General features: G+C 75.0%; 23 protein-coding genes. 14 read left to right on the plus strand and 9 right to left on the minus strand.

What is annotated here, in order from left to right:
• Nucleotides 1–15 precede the first annotated feature (15 nt).
• Both ABTZ03_RS13315 and ABTZ03_RS13320 read left to right on the plus strand, forming a co-directional pair.
• A complete protein-coding gene (locus ABTZ03_RS13315) occupies nucleotides 16–1,962 on the plus strand; it encodes an acetyl/propionyl/methylcrotonyl-CoA carboxylase subunit alpha (protein ID WP_350513191.1) in 1,947 nt (648 codons plus the stop codon).
• Nucleotides 1,963–2,059: 97 nt separating this feature from the next.
• A complete protein-coding gene (locus tag ABTZ03_RS13320; protein WP_350513033.1) occupies nucleotides 2,060–3,232 on the plus strand; it encodes an acyl-CoA dehydrogenase family protein in 1,173 nt (390 codons plus the stop codon).
• Between the two features lie 33 nt (nucleotides 3,233–3,265).
• Here the strand turns inward: ABTZ03_RS13320 and ABTZ03_RS13325 are convergent, their stop codons facing one another.
• A complete protein-coding gene (locus ABTZ03_RS13325) occupies nucleotides 3,266–3,946 on the minus strand; it encodes a class F sortase (RefSeq protein ID WP_350513034.1) in 681 nt (226 codons plus the stop codon).
• A complete protein-coding gene (locus ABTZ03_RS13330) occupies nucleotides 3,933–4,667 on the minus strand; it encodes a hypothetical protein (RefSeq protein ID WP_350513035.1) in 735 nt (244 codons plus the stop codon). The genes ABTZ03_RS13325 and ABTZ03_RS13330 overlap by 14 nt, the downstream gene beginning before the upstream one ends.
• Nucleotides 4,668–4,890: 223 nt before the next feature.
• Here ABTZ03_RS13330 and ABTZ03_RS13335 point away from each other — a divergent pair, with 223 nt between their 5' ends.
• The 3 genes from ABTZ03_RS13335 (at nucleotide 4,891) to ABTZ03_RS13345 (ending at nucleotide 9,828) form a co-directional block, all read left to right on the plus strand.
• Nucleotides 4,891–6,492 carry an AMP-binding protein gene (locus ABTZ03_RS13335; protein WP_350513036.1) on the plus strand — a complete coding sequence of 534 codons (1,602 nt, stop codon included), beginning with the start codon at nucleotides 4,891–4,893 and terminating at the stop codon, nucleotides 6,490–6,492.
• 107 nt (nucleotides 6,493–6,599) lie between these two features.
• Nucleotides 6,600–7,220 carry a TetR/AcrR family transcriptional regulator gene (locus ABTZ03_RS13340; protein ID WP_350513037.1) on the plus strand — a complete coding sequence of 207 codons (621 nt, stop codon included), beginning with the start codon at nucleotides 6,600–6,602 and terminating at the stop codon, nucleotides 7,218–7,220.
• 145 nt (nucleotides 7,221–7,365) lie between these two features.
• On the plus strand, nucleotides 7,366–9,828 hold the full coding sequence (locus ABTZ03_RS13345; protein WP_350513038.1) for a SpoIIE family protein phosphatase: 2,463 nt from the start codon (nucleotides 7,366–7,368) through the stop codon (nucleotides 9,826–9,828).
• 72 nt (nucleotides 9,829–9,900) lie between these two features.
• Here the strand turns inward: ABTZ03_RS13345 and ABTZ03_RS13350 are convergent, their stop codons facing one another.
• The 5 genes from ABTZ03_RS13350 to ABTZ03_RS13370 form a co-directional block, all read right to left on the minus strand.
• Nucleotides 9,901–11,460 (minus strand): MFS transporter, encoded by a 1,560-nt coding sequence (locus ABTZ03_RS13350; protein WP_350513039.1) that lies wholly within the window; start codon nucleotides 11,458–11,460, stop codon nucleotides 9,901–9,903.
• A complete protein-coding gene (locus ABTZ03_RS13355) occupies nucleotides 11,457–12,086 on the minus strand; it encodes a TetR/AcrR family transcriptional regulator (protein ID WP_350513040.1) in 630 nt (209 codons plus the stop codon). The genes ABTZ03_RS13350 and ABTZ03_RS13355 overlap by 4 nt, the downstream gene beginning before the upstream one ends.
• Before the next feature lie 136 nt (nucleotides 12,087–12,222).
• Nucleotides 12,223–12,615, minus strand: a complete 393-nt coding sequence (locus ABTZ03_RS13360; RefSeq protein WP_350513041.1) for a cell division protein SepF — start codon at nucleotides 12,613–12,615, stop codon at nucleotides 12,223–12,225.
• Between the two features lie 272 nt (nucleotides 12,616–12,887).
• Nucleotides 12,888–13,403: a DinB family protein gene (locus ABTZ03_RS13365; RefSeq protein ID WP_350513042.1), complete on the minus strand. Its 516-nt coding sequence runs from the start codon at nucleotides 13,401–13,403 to the stop codon at nucleotides 12,888–12,890.
• 104 nt (nucleotides 13,404–13,507) lie between these two features.
• Nucleotides 13,508–14,293, minus strand: a complete 786-nt coding sequence (locus ABTZ03_RS13370; protein ID WP_350513043.1) for a TVP38/TMEM64 family protein — start codon at nucleotides 14,291–14,293, stop codon at nucleotides 13,508–13,510.
• A gap of 252 nt (nucleotides 14,294–14,545) precedes the next feature.
• On the opposite strand from ABTZ03_RS13370, the gene ABTZ03_RS13375 reads away from it, so the two are divergent.
• From ABTZ03_RS13375 to ABTZ03_RS13385, 3 genes are all read left to right on the plus strand, one after another.
• The gene (locus ABTZ03_RS13375) at nucleotides 14,546–15,805 is read left to right on the plus strand and encodes a sensor histidine kinase (protein ID WP_350513044.1); all 1,260 of its coding nucleotides are present in this window, start codon (nucleotides 14,546–14,548) and stop codon (nucleotides 15,803–15,805) included.
• Nucleotides 15,790–16,437: a response regulator transcription factor gene (locus ABTZ03_RS13380; RefSeq protein ID WP_350513045.1), complete on the plus strand. Its 648-nt coding sequence runs from the start codon at nucleotides 15,790–15,792 to the stop codon at nucleotides 16,435–16,437. The genes ABTZ03_RS13375 and ABTZ03_RS13380 overlap by 16 nt, the downstream gene beginning before the upstream one ends.
• A 78-nt stretch (nucleotides 16,438–16,515) precedes the next feature.
• Nucleotides 16,516–17,346 (plus strand): TIGR04222 domain-containing membrane protein, encoded by an 831-nt coding sequence (locus ABTZ03_RS13385; RefSeq protein WP_350513046.1) that lies wholly within the window; start codon nucleotides 16,516–16,518, stop codon nucleotides 17,344–17,346.
• Nucleotides 17,347–17,350: 4 nt separating this feature from the next.
• Here ABTZ03_RS13385 and ABTZ03_RS13390 read toward each other — a convergent pair whose 3' ends face one another.
• Both ABTZ03_RS13390 and ABTZ03_RS13395 read right to left on the minus strand, forming a co-directional pair.
• On the minus strand, nucleotides 17,351–17,890 hold the full coding sequence (locus ABTZ03_RS13390) for a HEAT repeat domain-containing protein (RefSeq protein ID WP_350513047.1): 540 nt from the start codon (nucleotides 17,888–17,890) through the stop codon (nucleotides 17,351–17,353).
• A 62-nt stretch (nucleotides 17,891–17,952) separates the two neighbouring features.
• The gene (locus ABTZ03_RS13395) at nucleotides 17,953–19,191 is read right to left on the minus strand and encodes an MFS transporter (RefSeq protein WP_350513048.1); all 1,239 of its coding nucleotides are present in this window, start codon (nucleotides 19,189–19,191) and stop codon (nucleotides 17,953–17,955) included.
• A gap of 88 nt (nucleotides 19,192–19,279) precedes the next feature.
• On the opposite strand from ABTZ03_RS13395, the gene ABTZ03_RS13400 reads away from it, so the two are divergent.
• The 6 genes from ABTZ03_RS13400 to ABTZ03_RS13425 all read left to right on the plus strand — a co-directional run bounded on the left by ABTZ03_RS13400 (nucleotide 19,280) and on the right by ABTZ03_RS13425 (nucleotide 24,506).
• Nucleotides 19,280–20,464 carry an ROK family transcriptional regulator gene (locus ABTZ03_RS13400; protein WP_350513049.1) on the plus strand — a complete coding sequence of 395 codons (1,185 nt, stop codon included), beginning with the start codon at nucleotides 19,280–19,282 and terminating at the stop codon, nucleotides 20,462–20,464.
• An 83-nt stretch (nucleotides 20,465–20,547) separates the two neighbouring features.
• Nucleotides 20,548–20,964 (plus strand): TOBE domain-containing protein, encoded by a 417-nt coding sequence (locus ABTZ03_RS13405; protein WP_350513050.1) that lies wholly within the window; start codon nucleotides 20,548–20,550, stop codon nucleotides 20,962–20,964.
• A gap of 42 nt (nucleotides 20,965–21,006) precedes the next feature.
• Nucleotides 21,007–21,447: a hypothetical protein gene (locus tag ABTZ03_RS13410; protein WP_350513051.1), complete on the plus strand. Its 441-nt coding sequence runs from the start codon at nucleotides 21,007–21,009 to the stop codon at nucleotides 21,445–21,447.
• The gene (locus tag ABTZ03_RS13415; RefSeq protein ID WP_350513052.1) at nucleotides 21,444–22,214 is read left to right on the plus strand and encodes a glycerophosphodiester phosphodiesterase; all 771 of its coding nucleotides are present in this window, start codon (nucleotides 21,444–21,446) and stop codon (nucleotides 22,212–22,214) included. Before ABTZ03_RS13410 ends, ABTZ03_RS13415 begins: the two co-directional genes overlap by 4 nt.
• Nucleotides 22,211–23,329 carry a winged helix DNA-binding domain-containing protein gene (locus tag ABTZ03_RS13420; RefSeq protein WP_350513053.1) on the plus strand — a complete coding sequence of 373 codons (1,119 nt, stop codon included), beginning with the start codon at nucleotides 22,211–22,213 and terminating at the stop codon, nucleotides 23,327–23,329. Before ABTZ03_RS13415 ends, ABTZ03_RS13420 begins: the two co-directional genes overlap by 4 nt.
• Before the next feature lie 94 nt (nucleotides 23,330–23,423).
• Nucleotides 23,424–24,506 (plus strand): AI-2E family transporter, encoded by a 1,083-nt coding sequence (locus ABTZ03_RS13425; protein WP_350513054.1) that lies wholly within the window; start codon nucleotides 23,424–23,426, stop codon nucleotides 24,504–24,506.
• Nucleotides 24,507–24,561: the final 55 nt, after the last annotated feature.

Below are 24,561 nucleotides of genomic sequence, written 5' to 3' on the forward strand. Positions count from 1 at the left end.
GGGGAACCCCAGATGATGATCACCAATGTCCTGGTCGCCAACCGGGGCGAGATCGCCCGCCGGGTGTTCCGCACCTGCCGGGAGCTCGGCATCGCGACCACCGCCGTGCACTCCGACCCGGACGCCGCCGCCCCGCACGTCCGGGAGGCCGACGCCGCCGTCCGGCTGCCCGGGGCCGCGCCCGCCGACACCTATCTGCGCGGCGGGCTGATCGTCCGGGCCGCCCTCCAGGCCGGGGCGGACGCCGTCCACCCGGGCTACGGATTCCTCTCCGAGAGCGCCGAGTTCGCCCGTGCGGTGCTGGACGCCGGCCTGGTGTGGATCGGCCCGCCGCCGGAGGCGATCGCGGCGATGGGCTCCAAGACCGCCGCCAAGCGGTTGATGGTCGGTGCCGGGGTGCCCGTGCTGGGCGCGCTCGCCGAGCCCGCCGAGGCCGACCTGCCGGTGCTGGTCAAGGCCGCGGCGGGCGGCGGCGGCCGCGGCATGCGGGTGGTCGAGCGGCTCGCGGACCTCCCGGCCGCGCTCGCCTCCGCCCGGGCCGAGGCGGCCAAGGCCTTCGGCTCCGACGAGGTGTTCTGCGAGCGCTACCTGCCCACCGGCCGGCACGTCGAGGTCCAGCTGCTGGCCGACGCCCACGGCACCGTGTGGGCGGTCGGCGACCGCGACTGCTCGCTGCAGCGCCGGCACCAGAAGGTGATCGAGGAGGCCCCGGCCCCCGGCCTGCCCGCGGCCGTCCGGGCCGCCCTGCACGAGGCGGCGGTCAGCGCCGCCCGGGCGATCGGCTACGTCGGCGCCGGCACCGCCGAGTTCCTGCTCGCCGAGGACGGCCGGTTCTTCTTCCTGGAGATGAACACCCGCCTCCAGGTCGAGCACCCGGTCACCGAGGCGGTCACCGGCCTGGACCTGGTCGCCCTCCAACTCGCCGTCGCCGAGGGGGAGGAGCTGCCCGCGGCGACCCCGCCGCCGAGCACCGGCCATGCGATCGAGGCCCGGCTGTACGCCGAGGACCCGGCGAAGGACTGGCAGCCCGCCACCGGCACCCTGCACCGGATCGAACTCACCGTGGAACACGGCGAGTTCGGTGGTTCCGGCGGCCGCCAGGACTCCGGGGTGCGGCTGGATTCCGGGGTGGAGGCCGGCGGCGAGATCACCCCGCACTACGACGCGATGCTCGCCAAGGTGATCGTCCGGGCCCCCACCCGTGCCGCCGCCGCCCGCCGACTGGCCGATGCGCTCGCCCGGGCCCGGATCCACGGGCCCGCCACCAACCGGGAGTTGCTGGTCCGGGCGCTGCGCCACCCGGCCTTCCTGGCCGCACGCCTGCACACCGGCTTCCTCGCCGAGCACGCCGCCGACCTCACCGCGCCCGACCCCGGGGGAGCCGGGCGGGCCGCGCTGGCCGCCGCCCTCGCCGACGCCGCCGCCCGCGGCACCGCGCTGCCCTCCGGCTGGCGCAACCTGCCCTCCCAGCCCCAGGCCAAGCGCTACCGGACCGCCGACGGAGGGGAGTTGGCGGTCCGCTACCGCCGGACCCGGGCCGGCCTGGAGTCCGCCGACCACCCGGACGTCGAACTCCTCGACGTCGCACCGGACTTCGTGGTCCTCCGGGAGGGCGAGGTCCGGCGCCGCTACGACGTCGCCCGCTACGGCGACCGGGTGTACGTCGACAGCCCGACCGGCAGTACCGCGCTGACCGTCCTGCCCCGCTTCCCCGACCCCGCCGACCGGACCGATCCGGGCGCCCTGCTCGCCCCGATGCCGGGCACCGTGCTGCGCACCGGCGCCGCCGTCGGCGACACCGTCACCGCCGGTCAGCCGCTGCTGGTGCTGGAGGCGATGAAGATGGAGCACCGCGTCACCGCCCCCGCCGACGGCGTCCTGGTCGAACTGCGGGTCGCCCCGGGCGAGCAGGTCCGGCTCGGCGCCCTGCTCGCCGTCGTCAAGTCCCCCGAAGAGTCCTGAACCCCGCCCGCCCGAGCACCGCCCGCCCGAGCCCCACCCGCCCGAGCATCGCCCGCCCGAGCACCGCCCGCCCACCCGCACAGCGGAAGGACCACGCATGGCGTCCATCGGCAGTCAGCTCCTCGAAACCCCCGAACGCACCGCCCTGCGCCAGGCCGTCGGCGACCTCGGCCGCCGCTACGGCTCCGCCTACTACCTCGCCAAGGCCCGGGCCGGCGAGCCCGCCGAGGAGCTCTGGGCGGAGGCCGGCAAGGCCGGCTACCTGGGCGTCAACCTGCCCGCCGGGTACGGCGGCGGGGGCGGCGGCATCAGCGACCTCGCCATCGTCCTGGAGGAACTGGGCGCCGCCGGCTGCCCGTTGCTGCTGCTGATCGTCTCCCCGGCGATCTGCGGCACGGTGATCGCCCGCTACGGCACCGAGGAGCAGAAGCGGCGCTGGCTGCCCGGACTCGCCGACGGCAGCCGCAAGATGGCCTTCGGCATCACCGAGCCGGACGCGGGCAGCAACTCGCACCGGATCTCCACGGTCGCCCGCCGGGACGGCGAGGACTGGCTGCTGACCGGCCGCAAGGTGTTCGTCTCCGGCATCGACCACTCGGACGCCGTGCTCTTCGTCGCCCGCACCGAGGACGCTCGGACCGGCAAGCTCAAGCCCTGTCTGTTCGTCGTCCCCTGCGACACCCCCGGCTTCGAGTACCGGGCGATCCCGATGGAACTGGTCGCCCCCGAGAAGCAGTTCCAGGTCTTCCTGGACGACGTCCGGCTGCCCGCCGACGCCCTGGTGGGGGACGAGAACGCCGGCCTGCTCCAGCTGTTCGCGGGCCTCAACCCGGAGCGCATCCTGACCGCCGCGTTCTCGCTCGGCCTGGCCCGCCAGGCGCTCGGCAAGGCGGTGGAGTACGCGAAGACCCGTACCGTCTGGTCCACCCCGATCGGCGCCCACCAGGGCCTGGCGCACCCGCTGGCCCAGTGCGCGGTGGAGATCGAGCTGGCCCGGCTGATGACCCAGAAGGCCGGGCTGCTCTACGACGCGGGCGAGGACCAGGCCGCCGGGGAGGCCGCCAACATGGCCAAGTACGCCGCCGGGGAGGCCGCCGCCCGCACCGTCGACCAGGCGGTGCAGACCCTCGGCGGCAACGGCCTGACCCAGGAGTACGGGCTGGGCGCCCTGCTGGCCGCCACCCGGGTCGGCCGGGTCGCCCCGGTCAGCCGGGAGATGGTGCTCAACTACGTCGCCCAGCACACCCTGGGCCTGCCCAAGTCCTACTGACGGATCCGCCGGTGGCGGACCCTCCGGCAGGCCTCAGCGCACGGCCGACAGGTGGGCGAACACCACGGTGTTGGACTCGTACCCGGTGCGCCGGTCGAACTTCCCGCCGCAGGTGATCAGCCGCAGCTCGGCCCGCTCGGTGGCGCCGTAGACCAGGGCGTCCGGGAAGTCCCGCTTGGGGAAGACCCGGACCTGGTCGACGGTGAACACCGCGGTGCGCCGGTCGCGGCGGGTCACCTCGACGGTGTCGCCCGGGCGCAGCAGCCCGAGCCGGTAGAACACCGCCGGTCCGCTGTGGTTGTCGGCGTGCCCGACCAGCAGGGCGTTCCCGGCGGCCCCGGGCGTGCTGCCGTCCCGGTACCAGCCGACCAGGTTGCGCTGGTCCATCGGCGGGGTGTTCAGCTGCCGGGCGGCGGTCAGCCCGAGTCCGGTCAGCGGGGCGTCGACCTTGATCGCGGGGATCCGGATCCGGGTCGGCACCGAGGCCGGCAGCGGGGGACGGGCGGGTGCCGCGCCGGTGGCGGGCGCCGCCGGGGTCGGCCCGGTGGCGGCCGCGGCGCTGGGTGCGGGCGGCAGCGGCGGTCCGGTCCCTCCGGTGCTGCCGTCGTGGACCAGCCAGGCGCCGCAGGCGGCCAGCGCCAGCGCGGCGACCCCGGCCCGCCAGGGGCCGGAGCCGCCGCTCGGCGCTCGGGTGGGCCGGTCAGGACTCGGCATTGCGCCCGGGGCGGCGGCGCATCGCGCGGATGCCCAGTCCGCCGGCGCCGACGACCAGCGCGAGGCCGCCGATCACCTCGACGGCGGCCGTCCCGGAGCCGCCGGAGGTGCCTCCGCCACCGGTGCCCACCCCGCCGTGCGGCCCGCCGCTGGGCGAGACGCTCGGGGAGTGGCCCGGGGACGGCGAGCCGGAGGGCGAGACCGAGGGGCTGGTGGAGCCGGACGGCGAGGACGAGGGAGAGGAGGAGGGCGAGGGTGAACCGGACGGCGAGGACGAGGGCGAGCCCGAGGGCGACGGCGAGGAGGTGGCGCAGGAGACGTCGAAGACCTTCTGCTTCGCGTTGCCGTTCTCCCCGACGAACGTCCATTCGAGCTTGTAGTGCCCGTCCGGGAGGCTGAACAGCCCGGTGGCGCCGGTTCCGCCGACCAGGGTGATGGAGCCGGACAGCACCTGGGCGGTGCCGGTCGGCGGCTGCTGCTCGACGGTCCAGTTGACCTGCTGGACGGTGTCGAAGTTGAAGGCGTCGAAGTAGAACCTGCAGACCTTCGGGTCGTCGTTCTGGCTGCTCACCGGAGTGGTGCTGTCGTGCACCTTGACGTCGCCGTTGTCACCCGGCGCGGCCTGCGCGACCGGCGCCGTGCCGAGGGCGATCGCGGCGGCCGCCGCGGCGGCGGCGACCAGGCGGCGGGCGGACGGCAGGGCGGGGGAGGTGGCTCTCACGGGGGTTGCTCCAGGGTCCTGGGCCGCGCCAGGGGGCGGGCGGCCGTGGTGCAACACCGTCCGGTCGGGCGCCCCGCGGAGCAACTGTGCCACGCGTGCTCCGCCCCCGGTTCCCCACAATGGCCCAGCCCCCTCCCCTACTGTCCGTATGCTCCTGAACGCACCCCGTACCACCCCCCGCCCGGTTTAGTTGCGACGTCAACTTCCTTACTGGAGGCATACCTTGGTGTTCCGAAGCGAGTTCCCGGACGTCCCCGTCATCGACCTGCCGATCCATGACGCGGTACTCGCCGCCGCCGCCGGGTACGGCGACCGGCCGGCCCTGATCGACGGCCTCACCGGGGAGCAGGTCAGCTACGCGAGGCTCGCCGCCGCCGTCGAGCGGGTCGCCGCCGCGCTGGCCGAGGCAGGGGTGCGCAAGGGCGACGTGGTGGCCCTGTTCAGCCCCAACACGGTCGTCTACCCGATGGCCTACTACGGCGCCACCCGGGCCGGCGCCACCGTCACCACGGTGTCCTCGCTGTGCACCCCCGGCGAACTGGCCGGCCAACTCGCGGACAGCGCCGCCCGCTGGCTGATCACCGTCTCCCCGTTCCTGCCGACCGCCCGCACCGCCGCCGAGCAACTGGCCGGGGCCGGCCGCCCGCTGACCGAGATCATCGTCCTGGACGGCGCCGAGGGCCACCGTTCGCTCGCCGACCTGCTCGCCACCACCGGCCCCGCCCCCGAGCCCGCCATCACCCCCGGCGAGGACGTCGCCGTCCTGCCCTACTCCAGCGGCACCACCGGACTGCCCAAGGGCGTGATGCTCACCCACCGCTCGATCGCCACCAACCTCGCCCAGACCGACGCCCTCTACCGCCCGTCGGTCGGCGAGCGGGTGCTCGCCGTCCTCCCCTTCTTCCACATCTACGGCCTGACGGCCCTGCTCAACCAGCCGCTGCGGTGCGGCGCCACCGTGGTCGTGCTGCCCCGCTTCGACCTGGAGCAGTTCTGCCGCACCATCGAGCAGCACCGGGTACAGGGCCTGGTGGTCGCCCCGCCCATCGTCCTCGCCCTGGCCAAGCACCCCGTGGTGGAGAGCTTCGACCTCTCCTCCGTCGAGTACCTGCTCTGCGCGGCCGCCCCGCTGGACCAGGCCCTCGCCGACGCCTGCGCCCGCCGGCTGGGCCTGCCGCACCTGCTCCAGGGCTACGGGATGACCGAGCTGTCCCCGGTCACCCACGTGGTCTCGCCGACCGAGGCCGACCCCGCGCCCGGCTCGGTCGGCCGGATGATCGCCTCCACCGAACTGCGGGTGGCCGCCCTGGACGGCTCAGCCGACGACCTCGGCCCCGGCGAGCAGGGCGAACTGCTGATCCGCGGCCCGCAGGTGATGAAGGGCTACTTCGGACGCCCCTCCGAGACCGCCGCCATGGTCGACGCCGAGGGCTGGCTGCACACCGGCGACATCGGCTACGTGGACGAGCGCGGCTACCTGTACGTCGTCGACCGGGTGAAGGAGCTGATCAAGTACAAGGGCTACCAGGTCGCCCCCGCCGAGCTGGAGGCCGTGCTGCTCGGCCACCCGCAGATCGCCGACGCCGCCGTGATCGGCGTCCGGGACGCCGACGGGACGGAGTGCCCCAAGGCCTTCGTGGTCCGCACCCCGGGCAGCGGCCTGACCGCGGAGGAGGTCACCGGCTACGTGGCCGGGCAGGTCGCCCCGTACAAGAAGGTGCGCGCGGTGGAGTTCGTGGACGCCGTCCCCAAGTCCGCGGCCGGCAAGATCCTCCGCCGCGAACTGCGCGCCCGCGAGGCCTCCCGCACCGGGGCCGCCTCCTGAGCGCACAGGACCCACCCGGCGGCCGAAGACCGCGGCCGGTCTGTGAGGATCGACCCGCCGCGCCCCGACCGGAACAGACCTCGTCGATACAGGAACCGCCACCCGCCATGACCAGCCACCCCGCCGTCCGCACCCCCCAGCAGGACCGCAGCCGCGCGACCCGGGCCCGGCTGCTCGCGGCCGCCGTGGACTGCCTGGCCGAGCTCGGCTGGCAGGGCTCCACCGTCACCGTGGTCGCCGAACGGGCCGGCGTCTCCCGGGGCGCCGCCCAGCACCACTTCCCGACCCGCGAGGACCTCTTCACCGCGGCCGTCGAACAGGTCACCGCCGAGCGGCTGGCAGCCGTCCGCGCCCACGCGGACGACCTGCCGGCCGCCGGCCCCGACCGCACCCTGGCCGTGGTCGACATGATCGTCCGCCTCTACACCGGCCCGCTGTTCCGCGCGGCCCTGCACCTGTGGACCGCCGCCGCCACCGAGGAGGCCCTGCGCGAGCGGATCGTCGCCCTGGAGGGACACGTCGGCCGGGAGGCCCACCGGGCCGCCGTGGAGTTCCTGGACGCCGACGAGACCCGCCCGGGTGTGCGCGAATCGGTGCAGGCCACCCTCGACCTCGCCCGCGGCCTCGGCCTGGCCAATCTGCTCACGGACGACAGCCTTCGACGTTCCGGGGTGATCCGGCAGTGGGCGGGCGTTCTGGAGAGTACGCTGCGGCCGGTACGCCCATGACGCCCGTACACCCGAGCGACCGGACGCCCCCTGACCAAGGGGTCGCCGGGCGGCCGATGTCCGGGCAGTCTGGAGAAGAACCCCGGCCGGCACCGACCGCGAGGCCCACCCGGCCGGGCCCGAGCCGAACCGGGGTGCTGCCTGAATGCACAGAGAAGAGTGGGACGCGACCGACACCGGCCCCGCGCCGGACGGTGACCCCGCACGCCCGGAGGGCCACCGACTCGTCCCGCTCGCCACGGTCCTGGTCCAGGGCGACGGTCTGATCCTGCACTGGAGCGAGGACGCCGAGGTCCTGCTCGGCTACACCGCCGAAGAGGCGATCGGCAGCTACGCCGCCCGACTGCTCACCGACGAGAGCGACCGCGCCGACGTGCTCGCGATCTTCCAGCGGATCCTCACCGGCACCGACACCTCCTTCGTCTTCCCGGTCCGCCACCGCGACGGCCACAAGGTCGAGCTGGAGTTCCGCACCTACCCGATCGCCGGACCGACCGGCACCCTGCTGCTGCTCGCCACCGCCTCCGACACCCGGGCCATCCACGCCATCGAGGCCGACCTCGCCGTCCTGGACGGCATCTTCGGCCGCTCCCCGATCGGCATGGCCGTCTACGACAGCGACCTGCGCTACGTCCGGATCAACGAGGCGCTGGCCCGGATGAACGGCGTCCCGGTCGCCGCCCACCTCGGCCGCCGGATATCCGCCGTCCTGCCCGGCATCAACAGCGCCGAGATCGAACAGACCATGCGGCAGGTCCTCAAGACCGGCAAGCCCGTGGTGGACGCCCGCTCGCACGGCCGCGTCCCGGGCGACCCCAGGCGGGACCGGGCCTGGTCCGCCTCCTACTTCCGGCTGGAGGACTCCACCGGCCGGGTCTTCGGCGTCTGCTCCTCGATCATCGACGTCACCGAGCGCTTCCAGGCCGAGGCCCGGGCCTCCCGGGCCCAGGAACGACTGGCCACCATCGCCGAGGCCACCGCCCGGATCGGCACCACCCTCGACCTCCAGCGCACCGCCGAGGAGCTGATCGAGGCGGTCGTCCCCCGGTTCGCCGACTTCGCCACCGTCGACCTGCTGGAACCGGTGCTGCGCGGCGCCGAGCCCACCCCGATCCCCGCCGACCGGTCCGTCACGCTGCGCGCCGTCGCCGTCGGGGAGGAGTACGAGACCGGCCTCGCGCATGCCGTCGACGCCGTCGGCGAGACCTCCGAGTACACCCCCGACCGCAGCTACACCCAGTGCCTGCGCAGCGGCCGCCCGTTGCTGCGCGCCCACGTGGACGAGGAGGTGCTGCGCGGGCTGGTCTCCAGCGAGGACCGGGTCGCCCCGGGGATCGCGGCCGGCATCCACTCGTACCTGATGGTGCCGATCACCGCCCGGGGCATGGTGCTCGGCGGCTCCGAGTTCATCCGGATGCGCAACCCCGAGCCCTTCAACGAGGCCGACGTGGCGCTCGCCGAGGAACTCGTCGCCCGCACCGCCCTGGCCCTGGACAACGCCCGGCTCTACCGCCGGGAGCGGGAGACCGCCCTCACCCTGCAGCGCAGCCTGCTGCCGCAGGAGATCCACCGCACCCTCGGCCTGGAGATCGCCTACCGCTACCTGCCCAGCAGCGTGGTCAGCGAGGTCGGCGGCGACTGGTTCGACGTGGTGCCGCTGTCCTGCGGGCGGGTCGCCCTGGTGGTCGGCGACGTGATGGGCCACGGCATCCGGGCCGCCGCCACGATGGGTCAGTTGCGCACCGTCGCCCGCACCCTGGCCACCCTGGACATGCCGCCCGAGCAGGTGCTCACCCGACTGGACGAGACCGCCTCGGGGATCGGCGAGGGCCAGTTCGCCACCTGCATCTGCGCCGTCTACGACCCGCTGGAGCGCACCGTCCAGGTCGCCTCGGCCGGACACCTGCCGCCGGTCCGGGTCGGCACCGACGGCGTCGCCCGCCGGATCGAGGTGCCGCCCGGCGTCCCGCTCGGCGTCGGCGGGGTCGCCTTCGAGTCGATCGGCTTCACCCTCCCCGAGGGCAGCCTGCTCGCCCTCTACACCGACGGCCTGGTCGAGCGGCGCGGCCAGGACCTCGACCACGGCATCGACCGGCTGGCCCGCACCCTGGGCGGGCCCGGCCGGACGCTGGAGGAGAGCTGCGACGCCGTGATCGGCGCGCTGGTCACCGACGGCACCGAGGACGACATCGCGATGATCATGGCCCGGGCGCTGCCGGTGCCCGCCGACCGGATCGCCACCCTCCCGCTCACCGGTGGAGGCAAGCTGCCCGGCAAGGCCCGCCGCTTCACCCGCGCCACCCTGGACTCCTGGGGCCTGAACGCCCTCGCCGACTACGCCGAGCTGCTGGTCAGCGAGCTGGTCACGAACGCCCTGCTGCACGCCGAGGCCCCGCGCCGGCTGCGGCTGTTCCGCGACCGGGTGCTCACCGTCGAGGTCTCCGACGCCGGTGGCTCGACCCCGCAGCTGCGCCCCTTCGCCGAGCAGGACGAGGGCGGGCGGGGGATGTTCCTGGTCAGCGAGCTGGCCCAGCGCTGGGGGAGCCGGCTGACCCGGGACGGCAAGGTGGTCTGGGCGGAGCTGGAACTGCCCTTCGGGGCCTCCTAGGGCGGGAACGGGCGTTCCGCAGACGAGAACGACCGCTCCCCTCAGGGGAACGGTCGTTCTCGCGGGTGATCGTCAGGCGTGCACCTTCGGCGACTCGACGGGTGCGGCGGTCTCGCCCGCCGTCGGGGCGGACAGTCCGCGCAGCAGGCGCCAGGCCAGCAGCGCCGCCGCCACCAGCAGGGCCCCGGCGAGCAGCCCGGCGGTGTTCATGCCGTCCACGAAGGCGGCCCGGGCGCTCGCCAGCAGCGGCTGGGCCAGCTCCGGGGCCAGCCCGTGGGCGGTCTCCACGGCCGCGCCGAGCGACTCCCCGGCCCGGGCGGCGGCCGCCGGGTCCGTCCCGGCCGGGACGGCCAGCCCGCCGGCGTAGATCGAGCCGACCACCGAGCCGACCAGCGCGATGCCGAGCGCGGTGCCCAGCTCGTACGCCGTCTCGGAGACGGCCGAGGCGGCACCGGCCTTGTCGGCGGGCGCGGCGGTCAGCACCAGGTCGGCGCCGAGCGTGTAGACCACGCCCTCGGCCGTGCCGACCAGCAGGAAGGCGACCGCCAGCAGCAGGTAGGTGGTGTCCTGCCCCAGCCAGCCCAGGGTGCCGGTGGCGAGGCCCATCGCCAGCAGACAGGCGGTGAGCGCCTTGCGGGCGCCGAAGCGGCGGGCGATCCGGGCGGTCAGCAGACCGCCGGCGACCGAGCCGGCGAAGGCCGGCAGCTCCGCCAGGCCGGCCTGGAGCGGCTGGTAGCCGCGCACCAGCTGGAGGTACTGGGAGACCACGAAGATCACGCCGGACAGTCCGACCAGGGAGATCAGCGAGGCCGTGACGGCGGCGGTGAACCGCGGGTCGCGGAACAGCCGGACGTCCAGCAGTGGGGTCTCCAGCCGCAGCTGGCGACGGACGAACAGGGTGAGCGCGGCGGCGCCGAGCAGGAAGGTGACCGGGACGTCCCAGCGGGCGACGCCGTGCGCGGCGCCCTCCTTGATCGCGTACACCATCCCGATCACACCGGCCAGCGAGAGCACCACGCTCAGCACGTCCCAGCGGCCCGGCTTCGGGTCCTTGGACTCGGGCAGCAGCCAGGCACCGAACACCAGCAGCAGGAGCAGCACCGGGATGTTCAGCAGGAACACCGAACCCCACCAGAAGTGCCCCAGCAGCACGCCGCCGACCACCGGGCCGAGCGCGGCGCCGGCGGTGGCGGCCGCACCCCAGATGCCGATCGCGGTGGCCCGCTCCCGGTCGTCCGGGAACAGGCTGCGGATCAGCGAGAGGGTGGAGGGCATGATCGTCGCTCCGGCGACGCCGAGCAGCGCGCGGGCCAGGATCAGCCAGCCGGCGCTCGGCGCGTACGCGGCCAGCAGCGAGGCCGCGCCGAACGCGGTGGCGCCGATCAGCAGCAGCTTCTTGCGGCCGATCCGGTCGCTCAGCGCGCCCATGCTGACCAGCAGGCCGGCCAGCACGAAGGAGTAGGAGTCGCCGATCCAGAGCAGCTGGGTGCCGCTGGGGTGCAGCGTCTCGCTGATGGAGGGGATGGCGAGGGACAGGACGGTCGCGTCCAGGGCGACCACGGTGACGGCCAGGACCAGGACGGCGAGGCCGGTCCAGCGCTGGCGGGCGGTCAGGGCGGGGGTGCTGCTCATGGTGTATCGGTTTCCGGTTTCCGGTCCGAGGTGCTGTGGGTGAGGGGGGCGGTGCGGGTGGTGGGGACGGGGACGGGGGCGTCCGGTCGGCGCAGCGCGCCGCCGAGGAACAGCTCGGCGAGCGAGAAGGCGGCGTCGCGCGGGGCGAGCCGGCCGTCCTGGATGGCCCAGCCGATGCCGGCCACCAGGTCGAAGAAGGCCTCGCTGAGCCAGGCGGCGCTGAGTTCGACCCGGAAGGCGCCCTCCCGCTGCCCGCGCAGGAAGAGCGCGTGCAGCCGTTCGATCTGGACCTCCCAGAGGTCGTTGATCTCGTCGTTCTCGTAGAGCTGGTTCTCGCCGGCCAGGAAGGCGCAGAGCATGGCGTCCGGGACGGCGGCGTCCACCAGTCGGCGCAGGGCCGTCTGGGCGTCGTCCTGTTCGATGGCGGCGGTGTCCAGGGCGGTGGCGAAGCGCCGCAGGCCGAGCAGGCCGACCTCGCGGATCAGGGCGTCGCGCCCCGGGAACAGCCGGTGGAGGGTGGCCCGGCTGATGTGCGCGGCGCGGGCGATCTCGTCCAGGTGGGCGCCGGGGCGGCGGGAGAGCACGCCGACGGCGGCTTCGAGTACGGTGTCGCGGTCGGTGGCCATGAGTCCAGTGTAGATCAGATGAGACATCTGTGTCTCATAATACTTCTCCGGCTCTCACATGCGGCCTCGCCGTCCGGCCTCCGGGCAGCAAAAAACCGGGGACGGCGGGTGCCGTCCCCGGTCGGGGTGGAGCCGGTCAGCTCTGGTTGTAGAACCCGGTCTCGTCGAGCGGGCGGTCGATCACCATCACCTCGACGTCCGCCGGGGTGAGCAGGAAGACCCGGCGGGCGATCCGCTCGATGCCGCCCCGGGTGCCGAAGATCAGGCCGGAGGCGAAGTCGACCATCCGCTTGGCCTCGGCCTCGTTCATCTCGGTGAGGTCCATGACCACCGGGGTGCTCGCCCGGATGTGCTCACCGACCGTGCGGGCCGCCTCGAAGCCCGTCGGCCGCAGGGAGACGATCTTCGCGGGCGAGGGGACGGGAACCGTGTCCCGATCTCCCCACTCGTCGTCGTCGTACACCGCGGCCGGGTAGTTCCCGGAGGGCATCAGCCACCCGTTGTGGTGCTCGTCGCGAAGTGCTCCCATGCCGCGCCTCCCTGCCTCGTCCCGTCCTCGTCCCCCGGGGGTGGCGTGTCCTTTTTGACACGTCATCCACTCGTCGGAACTGTCCGAGTATCGCACTGTTCACCGGTCCCGTGCCCGCTCGCGGCCCCCGTGCGAGTTGTGCCGCGTCGGAAACCCGGGTCAACCCGGGCACAAGAGAGCGACGCGGTGCGGCTCGGTACGGTTGCGCGCGTAGACCATATCGGTAGCGGTCACCGGGTAATTGACCTTCTGTCAACAATGCGGAAACGATTTCACTCGCCGGTCGAACCGTCCACCAGTTCGCGCAGCAAATCCGCGTGCCCGTTGTGCCGGGCGTACTCCTCGATCATGTGCACGAGGATCCAGCGGAGCGTCACTTCCTCGCCGCGGCGCAGCCGCTTGCCCACCGTGTCCAGCGGCAGACCGGCCGAGGCCCGGCGGGCGCCCTCGATCTCGGCGCGCCAGGTGGCGAAGTCGGCGTCGGCGTCGGCGGTGTCCACGTGGTCGAAGTCGCCGTCCGGGTCCTGCTCGGTCCAGTAGTGGCCGGTGGCGACCTCCCCGCCGAGCAGGATGCCCTGGAACCAGTGCCGTTCGACCTCGGCCATGTGCCGGACCAGGCCGAGCAGCGAGAGCGTGGACGGCGGGACGGACCGCAGCCGCAGCTGGTCGTCGGTGAGGCCCGCGCACTTGAGTGCGAGGGTGCTGCGGTGGAAGTCGAGCCAGGAGGTGAGCATGGCGGCCTCGTCGGCGGCCAGTGGCGGGTCGACCCGCGGAGTGAGTTCGGTCATGCCGGTCATCGTCGCGCCGGGGGATTCCCGCGTGCGACCGATTTCTCGGGTGGGCCGGTGGGCTGGTGTGCCGGGTGGGCCGGTGCTCGGCGGCCGGTCGGTGCTCAGGCGGTCCGGGCCCGGCGGCGGGCCGCCGCCGCCCGCCAGAGCCCGACCAGGCTGCCCAGCACCAGCAGGGCGATCACCCCGGCGGAGACCAGGAACGCCGCCGAGCCCGGTCGGTCGGCGCTGGCCGCCGCGACGACGTACACGGCGGTGGTCGGCACCACGCCGATCGCGGTGGCGAACAGGAAGGGGAGGAAGCGCACCCCGGAGAAGGCCGCGCCGTAGTTGCCCGCCTGGAACGGCAGGCCGGGCAGCAGCCGCAGCACCAGCACGCTGCGGAAGCCCTGGTCGGTGAAGCGCTGGTCGAGGGCGCCGAGCACCTTGCCGCGCAGGTACGGCTTCAGCGCCTGGCGGCCGAGCCCCCGGCCGAGGCCGAAGGCCAGCGCGGCGCCGAGGGTGGTGCCCAGCACGGCGAGCAGCACGCCCTGCTGGATGCCCAGCAGCAGCCCGGCGAGGGCGTTCAGCGCGGGCCGGGGTACGAAGGCGAGCGTGCCGACGGCGTAGACGACGGCGAACAGCGGCGCGAACCAGTACCCGGGCATCCGGTCCGCGAGTCCGCCGGAGAGCAGCTCGGTCGGGCTCCACAGCAGCAGCGACCCGGCGCACGCCCCCAGCAGGACGACCAGCAGGCCGAAGCGCCACCAGGGCGAACGCTGCTTCGCGGGCTCGCCGACGGCCGTCCCGGCGGCGGCCGTCCCACCGGTGGCCGTCCCACCGGCGGCCGGGTCGGTGACGGCCGGGTCGGTGGCGCTCGGCGCGGGGGGCGTGGTCAGGGCTGCGGACACGCGCCGAGCCTAACCGCTCCCCGGCGCGGGCCGATCGGCGGTCCGGTCCGGGCCGGGGAGCGGTCGGGCTCCGACCGGGCCGGGAGTCGACGCCGGTGATCATGATCGGCATGATGTCCGTCGACGACCCCGGGTCCGGCTGGACCCACACCCGGGTGGGGCCAACCACACTTCCCGCTCGAACGGGTCGGCCGGGGGAGCGGCGTGGTGCACAGTGGCGGCATCGACGCGGGACGGGGGCTGGGAAGGGTCATGGGGCGTTCGGGCAGGTGGGCGGCGCGGGCCGCGGTGGGATTCGTGCGGGCGTGCGCCGTCGGGGCGGTGCTCCTGGCGGTCCCGCTCTGCTGGGCGGGCGCGGCGGCGCTCGGGTGGTACTGGGGGCCGGCCAACCCGTGGTCGTGGCTGCTGCCGCTGGTCCTGGTGGTCGCCGGCACCCTCGCGCTGTGCCGCCCGGTGTGCCGGGCCGTGCGCGCCCTGGTCGCCCGCTGGGACGGCACCGTGCTGCCCGACGGGTACCGGCAGGCGCCGCCGGTGGTCCGGATGTCCACCGGGTACTGGTGGAACGGCTTCGGCTACGAGCGGACCCGGCGGGACGCGCTGATGGACCAGCGCTGGCGGGTCCGCTGGCGCGACCCCGCCAACCTGCGCGATCTGCGGTTCGTCGCGATCGCGTCGTTCGGCGCGGGCCCGGTCGCCGCGCTGCCGCCGGCCGCGCTGGCCGCCGCCGGCTACGCGCTGACCCGGCCGGAGGGGCCCGCCCGGCTGCTCGGGGCGCTCGGCCTGCCGCTGGCCGTGGGCTGCGCCCCGTACGCCTGGCGGGTGGTGGTGCCGGTGGCCGTCCGCCTCCTGCGGCCCTCCCGGGCGATGGCGCTGGCCGAGCGGGTGGCCGAGCTGACCGCCCAGCGGGCGGACGCCACGGTCGCCCAGGCCGCCGAGATCCGCCGGATCGAGCGGGACCTGCACGACGGCGCCCAGGCCCGGCTGGTGGCGCTCGGGCTGTCGCTGGCCACCGCGCAGCGGCTGGTGGAGCGCGACCCGGAGCGGGCCAAGGCGCTGATGCGGCAGGCCCAGGACGGCGCCCGGGCCTCGCTGGCCGAACTGCGCGAGCTGGTCCACGGGATCAGCCCGCCGGTGCTGACCGAACGCGGGCTGGTGGACGCCGTCCGCGCGCTGGCCCTGGACCTGCGGCTGACGGTGACCGTCGAGGCCGCCGCCCCGGTGCGGGTGGACGCGCCGATCGAGTCCGCGGTCTACTTCGGCGTCGCCGAGCTGCTCACCAACGCCGTCCGGCACGGCGGCGCGACCCGGGCGGGAGTGACCTTCCGCCAGGACGAACTCGGGCTGGTCGTCGAGGTCGAGGACGACGGCTCGGGCGGGGTCCGGGAACGGCCCGGCGGCGGGCTCGCGGGCCTGCGCCGCCGCCTGGACGCCTTCGACGGCTCCCTGGAGATCACCAGTCCGCCCGGCGGACCGACCAATGTCAGGATGACGGTGCCATGCGAATCCTCGTAGCCGAAGACCTCTACCTGCTGCGCGACGGGATGGTCCATCTGATCGAGGCCTGCGGGCACGAGGTGGTGGCCACCGCCGCCACCGGGCCCGAGACGCTCGACGCGCTGCGGACCCACCGTCCGGACGTCTCGGTGGTCGACGTCCGGATGCCGCCGACCCAGTCCGACGAGGGCCTGCGGGCCGCGCTGGAGGCGCGCCGCGAGGTGCCCGGGCTGCCGGTGCTGATCCTGTCCCAGCACGTCGAGCAGCTGTACGCGCGGGAGTTGCTGGCCGACGGCTCCGGCGGGGTCGGGTACCTGCTGAAGGAGAGCGTGTTCGACGCCGACCAGTTCATCGGCTCACTGGAGCGGGTCGCGGCGGGCGGCACGGCGATGGACCCGGCGGTGATCGCCAAGCTGCTGTCCGCGAGCCCGCCGGAGCGCGGGCTCGGCCAGCTCACCGCGCGGGAGTACGAGGTGCTGGGGCTGATGGCCGAGGGGCTGTCCAACCAGGCGGTCGCCCGGCGGCTGTTCCTCAGCGACAGCGCGATCGGCAAGTACACCACCTCGATGTTCGGCAAGCTCGGGATCGACGACGACGAGGACACCAACCGGCGGGTGCGGGCGGTGCTGGCGTACCTGAACCAGTCGTGAACCACCGCTGAAACCAGGGGAGTTGCCGGGCGGGCCGGGCGTCCCCAGACTGGGTGGCCGGGTGGAGGGGGTGGCGGCGTGACGGCGTTCCTGGTGCTCTTCGTCGGCATGACGGCGTACCTGGGCTGGACGGTGCTGTGGTACCGGACGGCGCGGGCGGAGCTGTACCGGTCCGAGCGGGCCGGTGCCGGGCCGGAGTCGGAGTCGAAGCCGGAGCCGAAGCCGGAGCTGACGCTGGAGGAACTGGCGGCGACGGCGGGCCACTCGGCGCAGCTGCTGCTGTACGAGGCGGTGGAGCGCGGAGCCGTGGCGGCCGGTGCGGACGGTCGCCTGACGGTCCTGGAACGGCCCGGTGGCGACGGCCTCCGCACGGCCGTACCGACCGTGGTGGAGAGCTGCCCGGGCGGCGATCTGCTCGCGGTGGAGGCCGAGTTGGGTCGGCGGCCGGCGCTGCGGGAGGTCCGCCGGGGGCTCGCGGAGCGCGGGCTGCTCCGCGACGAGGAGCTGCGCCGACAGCTCAACCGGGCGGTGGAGTGGGGTGGTTGCGCCGTTCCGCTGGTCGTGGTGCTCGGAACGGTCAGCGTGATCTGGGTGGCGCGGGAGCACCACAACGTGCTGCTTCCGATCGTGGCGTTCGTGCTGCTGTCCGGGCTCGTGCTGCTGGTCGGCGAGCGGACGCTCAAGGGGGAGGACCGGCGGACCACGCCGCAGGGCGAGCGGGTGCTCGTCCTGGCCCGGCGGGACCCCCGGTGGCAGGACGTGCCGGGCCGGGTCGCACTGCGCGGGTACCACGGGCTGCCGGCGGGGCACCCGCTGAGGACCGCCTGGCGGGCCTCGCAGGCCCGGGGGCTGGCGGAGCGCCGGCGCCGGGAGGAGGACAAGGGGAACGGCGGCCTCGGCGGGGTCTGATCCGCTACCCCGATCGCGGCGCGGTCCGTTGGTGGATCGTCCCGCCGGGGGCGTACCAGCCCGCCTTCTTGCGGACCGCCGGGCTCGGGTCGCCGCCGTGGGCGGCCTCCAGGGCGGCCACGGCGCGCGGGTCGGTGTGGGCGAACCTGCCGACCAGCTCGGCCGCCCGGGCTCGGACCGCCGGGTCGGGGTCCCCGGCCAGGTGCCTCAGCGCCGGGTCCAGTACCCGGTCGGCGCCCGGCGCGCAGGTGTCGCCCTTGCACCGGTCGCAGGCCAGGGCGTGGAACGCGGCGATCCGCACCCCGGCGTCCGGGTCGTCGACCATCGCGATCAGCCGGTCCATGGAGTCGCTGTCGACCAGGTGGTCCAGCAGCCGGCAGCAGCCCTCCCGGACGGCCGCGCGAGGGTCGTCCAGCCCGGCCCGGATGGAGTCGAGCGCGCCCGCCCCGCGCCGGAGCAGCTCCCGGTAGGCGGCAACGGTGCGCTGGGGGTCGCCCAGGTAGGAGACCAGGGCCTGGTCGTCGGTCCGTACGAATCCGAGCATGCCGTCAGTGTGGGATCGCAACGCCCTTACGGGCAAAGGAATTTTCGGGCCGGCCCCTGGGGTCACGGCCGACTCGTGGCGCAGTCCTCGGTCGGGGTGTGGGAGCGGTCCGTCGGGGCGGCGGCCTCGGTCGGGGCGTTCGGTTCGGCCCGGCGCAGTGCCCCGGCGCCCAGCAGCAGGGCGAGGGCGAGCAGGGTGACCAGGCCGAAGGAGACGGTCAGCGAGGTGGCCTGGGCGAGGGCGCCGATCACGGCGGGGGCGATCAGGCCGGAGGTGTAGGTGACGGTGGCGACGCCCGCGATGGCCTGGCTGGGGTTGCCGCCGGTCCGTCCGGCGGCGGCGAAGGCGAGCGGGACGATCACCGCGATGCCGATGCCGATCAGGGCGAAGCCCGGGACGGCCAGTGCCGGGGTGTCGGCGGCCACCACCAGCAGGCCGCCGAGGGTGGCGACGGCGCCGCCCAGCCGGGTGGTGCGGACGGCGCCGAGGCGGCGGATCACCGCGTCCCCGGCCAGCCGGCTGACCGCCATGGTGAGCGCGAAGGCGGTGTAGGAGGCGGCGGCGACGGTGGCGGAGGAGTGGGTGATGTCCTTGAGGTAGACGCCGCTCCAGTCCATCGAGGCGCCCTCGGCGAACACCGCGCAGAAGCCGACCAGTCCGATCACCAGCGAGCTGCGCGGCGGCAGGGCGAAGCGCGGCGGCTCCTCCGCCTCCTCGGGGGCCCGCAGGTCCGGCAGGCTCCGGCAGACCGGCTGGGCCAGGACGACCAACACGATTGCGGTGACGGCGAGTTGGAACCGGGCGTCGAGGGCGAGGTGGGCGGCCAGGATGCCGAAGCCGGAGGCCAGCAGGCCGCCCGCGCTCCACATCCCGTGCAGCCCGGACATGATCGAGCGGCCGAGCCGCTGCTCGATCTCCACCCCCTGGGCGTTCATCGCGACGTCCGCCATGCCCGCGGTGGCGCCGTACACCAGCAGCACCGCGCACAGCGCCGGCAGCGAGGGGGCGAGCGCGGGCAGGGCGAGGGCCAGGCACCAGAGCGAGATCAGCCCGCGCACCGCCGCCCGGCCGCCGTAGCGGTGGACGAAGCGCCCGGCCAGCGGCATCGCCAGCGAGGAGCCGACGGCCGGCATCACCAGGGCGAGGCCGAGCTGCCCGGGGGAGAGGTCCAGCCGCTCCTGGAGCCACGGGATGCGGGTGGCGAAGGTGCCGCTGACGGCGCCGTGCACGCCGAAGACCAGCGCGATGCCCAGTCGGGAGCGGCGGGGGTCGGCGAGTGGTTCGAGGGCATTGGCTGGCATGGGCGTTCCCTCCCGCGGATGGTCCGAACGGTTGGATAAACTATCAGGAAGGGACCCTGATAGAAACACTCTGGAAGGATGATCGGCCATGACCACCGCGCGTACGGCCACGCCGAGCACCGCCCGGGCGATCAACGACCGGCTGGCGCTCAACCTCCTGCTCGAACAGGGCCCGCTGACCGCGACCGAGCTGCGCGACCTCACCGGCCTGTCCCGGCCGACCGTCGCCGACCTGCTCGACCGCCTCCAGCGCACCGGCCTGGTCGCCCTCGTCGGCGAACGCGGCGAACAGCGGCGCGGCCCCAACGCCCGGCTCTACGCGCTGGTCGCCTCCCGGGCCCACCTCGCCGCCTTCGACGTCCGCGAGGCCGGCGTCAGCCTGGTCGTCGCCGACCTCGCCGGGCGCACCCTCGGCACCGCCGAGATCCCGGTCGACGGCGCCGGCACCCCCGACACCGCCCCGGCGATCGTCCGCACCCTGCTGGACACCGCCCGCGCGGCCGGCGTCGAACGGCTGCACACCGTCGCGGTCGGCGCCCCCGGCCTGGTCGACCCCGCCACCGGCCGACTGCACAGCACCGGCCAGCTCCCCGGCTGGCACGCCGAACTGCTCACCGCGCTGAGAGCACTGCCCGGCACCGACGTGATCCTGGAGAACGAGGTCAACCTGGCCGGCCGCGCCGAGTACCGGGTCGGCGCCGCCCGGGACCGCGACACCTTCGTCCTGCTGTGGCTGGGCCACAGCGTCGGTGCCGCCGTCGTCCTGGACGGGCGACTGCGCCGCGGCTTCTCCGGCGGCACCGGCGAGATCTGCTTCCTGCCCGTCCCCGGCGCCACCGGGCTGCCCAGCGCCGACAGCTGCGAGGGCGGCTTCCACGGCCTGGTCGGCAGCGCCGCGCTCTGCGCGCTCGCCCGCGCCCACGGGCTGCCCGCCGACCCGGCCGGGGACGCGCCCGCCGCCGAGGCCGCCGTCCGCGCCGCCCTCGCCGCCGGGCCGGACGGCGCGGCCTTCCTGGACGAACTGGCCGAGCGGATCGCGCTCGGCGCGGCCGCCGTCTGCGTGGTGCTCGACCCGGGCTGTGTGGTGCTCGGGGGCGAGGTCGGCCGGGCCGGCGGCGCCGAGCTGGCCGGCCGGGTGGAACGCCGGCTGGCCCGGCTCTCCCCGCTGCGCACCGAGGTCCGGGCCGGAACGGCGGGCGGCGGCGCGGTGCTCGCCGGGGCGGTGCTCACCGCGGGCGACGCCGCGCGGCGGGACCTCTTCGGGGAACCCTAGGTCTCTGTCGCCCTCCCCGGTACGGCAGGATGGCGGTCGGGGGGCACGTACCCCGTACCTCGAACCACCGTCAGGAGTCGCACATGGGCCAGCCCGACGTGCCGGTCAACCCGTACCGCATCGGTGAGGCGGCGGCGCTGCTCGGCGTCAGCGCGGACACCATGCGTCGCTGGGTGGACGCCGGGAAGCTCGCCGCGGTGCGGGACGAGCACGGGCACCGGATCATCCCCGGCGCCGAACTCGCCGCCTTCGCCCGGGAGTTGGCCCGGCCGGAGATCGCCGAGGCGGAGGGCCGGCCGTCCTCCGCGCGCAACCGCTTCCCCGGGATCGTCACCGAGGTGCGGCTCGGGGACGTGGCCGCGCAGGTGGAGGTCCAGGCCGGGCCGTTCCGGGTGGTGTCGCTGATCAGCCGGGAGTCGGCGGAGGAGCTGGACCTGGTGCCGGGCGCCCCCGCCACGGCGGTCATCAAGTCGACCAATGTGATGATCGAGCGGCGCTAGTCGTCCCGTACCGGCCGCACCCGTTCCTGATCGAGAGGCCCGATGACCCCTCCGAAGCTGCCGACCACCCAGGCCGCCGTCCTGGCGATCGAGGCGCTGGCCGCCCGCCACGGCCGGGCCGTCCGCGCCCAGCACGACATCGGGCGCGACCAGACCTTCGCCGGGCTGGTCGGCCAGGACGCCGGGGAGCCGGACGCCATCCCGCACGAGGCGCTGCTGGAGTTCGGCGGGACCCCGGCGACCGGCGTCCGGCTGTTCACCCACGACGAGGCCGTGGTGACCGTCGAGGGCATCGACTTCGACGTCCCGCGCGACAGCGTCCCGGCCTTCCTGAACTCCGTCTGGTCCGACCTGGTGCACGTCAAGGCCCGGGCCTTCCCGCCCTCCACCACCCTGATCGTCACCGTCCCGGGCGAGCCCGGCTACCGCGAGGCCGCCGGCCCGCGCGACCTCACCCCCTGGCTCTCCGGAAGGATCCGATGACCACCGCCGCGACCGCCACCGCCGCGACCGCTACCGCCGCGACCGCTACCGCCGCGACCGCTACCGCCGACCGTCGCCCGGTGCTCGCCGTCGCCCACCGCGGCGACCCCTACCGGTACCGCGAGAACACCCTGCCCTCCGTCCGGTCGGCGCTCGCCGCCGGGGCCGACGCCGTCGAGGTGGACGTCCAGCTCACCCGCGACCGGGTGCCGGTGCTGCTGCACGACACCACCCTGGAACGGCTCTGGGGCGACCCGCGGGCGATCGGCCGGGTCACCACCGAGCAGCTCGCCGAGCTGCGCCAGGGCGAACTGGCCGTCCCCACCCTGGCCGAGGCCGTCGAGGCGGTGGCCGCCGCGAACGGCCCCCGGCTGCTGATCGACCTGGACGAACCCGGCCCGGCCGCCGCCACCTGGTCCGTCGTCACCGAACTCGGCGCCGAACGGGTGGTGGCCTTCTGCGGCCCCGTCACCGCCATGCTCGCCGTGCGCGCACTCAGCCCGGACGCCGAGATCTCGCTCACCTGGAAGCAGCCCCGGATGCCCGCCCCCGCCCTGCTGCGCGACCTGCGCCCGCGCTTCCTCAACCCGCCGTTCGGGCTGGTCACCCCCGCGTTCGTGGCCGCCGCCGCGGACCAGGGCCTCGCCGTCTCCACCTGGACCGCCGACCTGCGCCGCACCATGCGCCGGCTGCGCGACACCGGGGCCGCCTCCATCACCAGCAACCGGATCTCCGTGCTGCGCACGGTGCTGGACGGCCGCCGGTGACCGAACCGTCGCCGGTGCTGGGACGGCGGGCGCTCGGCCGGGCACTGCTGGCCCGTCAGCACCTGCTCGCCCGCACCGACCTGGCGCCCGCCGCACTCCTCCACCACCTCGGCGGCCTCCAGGCCCAGGCCGCGCCCCAGCCGCCCTACCTCGGGCTGCTCTCCCGCCTGGACGGCTTCACCCCGGACGGGCTGAGCACCCTGCTGGAGCAGCGGGCGGCGGTCCGGATCGCGCTCCAGCGCGGCACCATCCACCTGGTCACCGCCGAGGACTGCCGGACGCTGCGCCCGCTGCTCCAGCCCGTCCTGGACCAGGTGCTGACCACCACCTACGGCAAGCGGCTGGCCGGGCTCGACCTCGCCGCGCTGGCCGCCGAGGCGCGGACCCTGGTCGAGGCCGAGCCGCGCACCTTCCAGCAGCTCGGCGCGCTGCTGGCGGCGGGTCGCCCGGACCGTGATCCGGCGGCGCTGGCCCAGGCCGCACGCTGCCTGCTGCCGCTGGTCCAGGTTCCGCCGCGCGGACTGTGGGGGCGCACCGGACCGGCCGCCCACACCACCGCGGAGGCCTGGCTCGGCCGACCGTTCGACCCCGCGCCCGCCGCCGCGCCGGACGCCCTGGTGCTGCGCTACCTCGCCGCCTTCGGCCCGGCGAGCGCGGCCGACCTGCGCAAGTGGTCCGGCCTCGGCGGGCTCGCCCCGGTGCTGAAGCGGCTGACGCCGCGGCTGCTGACCTTCCGGGACGAGCGGGGCCGGCTGCTGTACGACCTGCCGGAGGCGCCCCGGCCCGATCCGGACACCCCGGCGCCGGTGCGGCTGGTCGCGCCGTTCGACAACCTGCTGCTCTCGCACGCCGACCGCGGCCGGGTGCTGCCGGAGGAGTACAAGGAGCGGGTGATGACGGTGAACGGGCTGGTGGCCGGCACCCTGCTGGTGGACGGGCTGGTCGCGGGGACGTGGCGGCTGACCGGCGCGGCGGAGGTCGTGGTGCAGCCGTTCGGGCGGCTGGCGCGGGCCGAGCGGGAGGCGGCGGAGGCCGAGGCGCGGCGGGTGCTGGCTTTCGCGGGCGGGGGCGGCGAGGGCGCGGACGGCGCGGTGCGGATCGAGGAGGCCGGATAGTCCCGTCCGGGTGATCGTCCGACGGGCGGATCGTCAGGTTCTCTGCTGAGCTGGGTCGGTTGGGACCCAACGACGATCCCCGGCGGAGGTTGCCGTGTCCGTGGAGCGCCCGCCCGGTGGGCGGCCCGACCACCGCAGGCCGTACCTGATGCTGCCGCCCGCCGTGCGGCAGGCGGCGGCCTGGTCGGTGGCGGTGATCCTGCTGATCACCGTCGGCTCGCTGGTGGTCTTCGCGCTGGTCGAGCTGCGGGCGGCGACGGTGCCGTTCATCCTCGCCCTGCTCGGTGCCTCGCTGCTCTACCCGGTGGTGCCCTGGATGGTCCGGCGCGGGGTCGGCCGGAGCCTGGCGGCCGCGCTGACCTGCGTGCTGCTGGTGGCGGCGGTGGCCGGGGTGATCGTGCTGCTGGTCAACTCCCTGGTGCACAGCGCCCCGCAGATCGCCGCCTCGCTGCCGACCGCGGGGCGGCGGCTGGCCGACTGGCTGGGGCCGTTCGGCGCGAAGATCGAGCACGCGCTGACCAACGCCAAGGGCGAGACCAACTCGCTGCTCTCCACCCTGACCAACGGCGTGCTGTCCGGACTCGGCCTGCTCACCCAGGTGATCACCGGCGGGGTGCTGGCGCTGGCCCTGGTCTTCTTCTTCCTGCGCGACGGCCACCGCACCGGCGACGCCATCCGCTCCTACCTGCCCGGCCGCGGTGCCGACACCGTCGTGGCCTGCGCCGAACGGGCCTTCGACGCGATGGCCGGCTTCATGCGCGGCACCACCCTGATCGCGCTGATCGACGCGGCCTTCATCACCGTCGGCCTGCTCGCCCTGGGCGTCCCGGGCGCGCCGGGCCTGGGCGCGCTGGTGTTCATGGGGGCGTACATCCCGTTCGTCGGCGCCTTCCTGTCCGGGACGGTGGCGGTGCTGGTGGCCCTGGCCGACGGCGGGCTGGGGACGGCGCTGTGGGCGCTCGGGGTGGTGCTGACGGTGCAGATGATCGAGGGCAACATCCTGCAGCCGATGATCCAGAGCCGGACGGTGGAGCTGCACCCGGCGACCATCATGGTCGCGGTGGTGGCCGGTTCGGGCATCGCGGGCATCATCGGGGCGCTGCTGGCGGTGCCGGTGTGCGCGGCGGGGATGGGCGTGATCTCGGTGCTCCGGGGCGTGGCGAACGGGGGGACGTGAAACCGGTTGCCCTCGGCGGGTGGGCGTGACAGCATCACTAATGCGACAAGGTTCG

The organism is Kitasatospora sp. NPDC096077, from assembly GCF_040303245.1.
Taxonomy (GTDB): Bacteria; Actinomycetota; Actinomycetes; order Streptomycetales; family Streptomycetaceae; genus Kitasatospora.

What these genes read in the sequence shown, in the direction of transcription:
- ABTZ03_RS13350 (WP_350513039.1), bottom strand. Translation starts at nt 11,460, where the DNA reads ATGAGCAGCACCCCCGCCCTGACCGCCCGCCAGCGCTGGACCGGCCTC.
- ABTZ03_RS13365 (WP_350513042.1), bottom strand. Translation starts at nt 13,403, where the DNA reads ATGACCGAACTCACTCCGCGGGTCGACCCGCCACTGGCCGCCGACGAG.
- ABTZ03_RS13400 (WP_350513049.1), top strand. Translation starts at nt 19,280, where the DNA reads ATGACCACCGCGCGTACGGCCACGCCGAGCACCGCCCGGGCGATCAAC.
- ABTZ03_RS13380 (WP_350513045.1), top strand. Translation starts at nt 15,790, where the DNA reads ATGCGAATCCTCGTAGCCGAAGACCTCTACCTGCTGCGCGACGGGATG.
- ABTZ03_RS13410 (WP_350513051.1), top strand. Translation starts at nt 21,007, where the DNA reads ATGACCCCTCCGAAGCTGCCGACCACCCAGGCCGCCGTCCTGGCGATC.
- ABTZ03_RS13355 (WP_350513040.1), bottom strand. Translation starts at nt 12,086, where the DNA reads ATGGCCACCGACCGCGACACCGTACTCGAAGCCGCCGTCGGCGTGCTC.
- ABTZ03_RS13325 (WP_350513034.1), bottom strand. Translation starts at nt 3,946, where the DNA reads ATGCCGAGTCCTGACCGGCCCACCCGAGCGCCGAGCGGCGGCTCCGGC.
- ABTZ03_RS13340 (WP_350513037.1), top strand. Translation starts at nt 6,600, where the DNA reads ATGACCAGCCACCCCGCCGTCCGCACCCCCCAGCAGGACCGCAGCCGC.
- ABTZ03_RS13390 (WP_350513047.1), bottom strand. Translation starts at nt 17,890, where the DNA reads ATGCTCGGATTCGTACGGACCGACGACCAGGCCCTGGTCTCCTACCTG.
- ABTZ03_RS13375 (WP_350513044.1), top strand. Translation starts at nt 14,546, where the DNA reads ATGGGGCGTTCGGGCAGGTGGGCGGCGCGGGCCGCGGTGGGATTCGTG.
- ABTZ03_RS13395 (WP_350513048.1), bottom strand. Translation starts at nt 19,191, where the DNA reads ATGCCAGCCAATGCCCTCGAACCACTCGCCGACCCCCGCCGCTCCCGA.
- ABTZ03_RS13320 (WP_350513033.1), top strand. Translation starts at nt 2,060, where the DNA reads ATGGCGTCCATCGGCAGTCAGCTCCTCGAAACCCCCGAACGCACCGCC.
- ABTZ03_RS13315 (WP_350513191.1), top strand. Translation starts at nt 16, where the DNA reads ATGATCACCAATGTCCTGGTCGCCAACCGGGGCGAGATCGCCCGCCGG.
- ABTZ03_RS13360 (WP_350513041.1), bottom strand. Translation starts at nt 12,615, where the DNA reads ATGGGAGCACTTCGCGACGAGCACCACAACGGGTGGCTGATGCCCTCC.
- ABTZ03_RS13405 (WP_350513050.1), top strand. Translation starts at nt 20,548, where the DNA reads ATGGGCCAGCCCGACGTGCCGGTCAACCCGTACCGCATCGGTGAGGCG.
- ABTZ03_RS13345 (WP_350513038.1), top strand. Translation starts at nt 7,366, where the DNA reads ATGCACAGAGAAGAGTGGGACGCGACCGACACCGGCCCCGCGCCGGAC.
- ABTZ03_RS13415 (WP_350513052.1), top strand. Translation starts at nt 21,444, where the DNA reads ATGACCACCGCCGCGACCGCCACCGCCGCGACCGCTACCGCCGCGACC.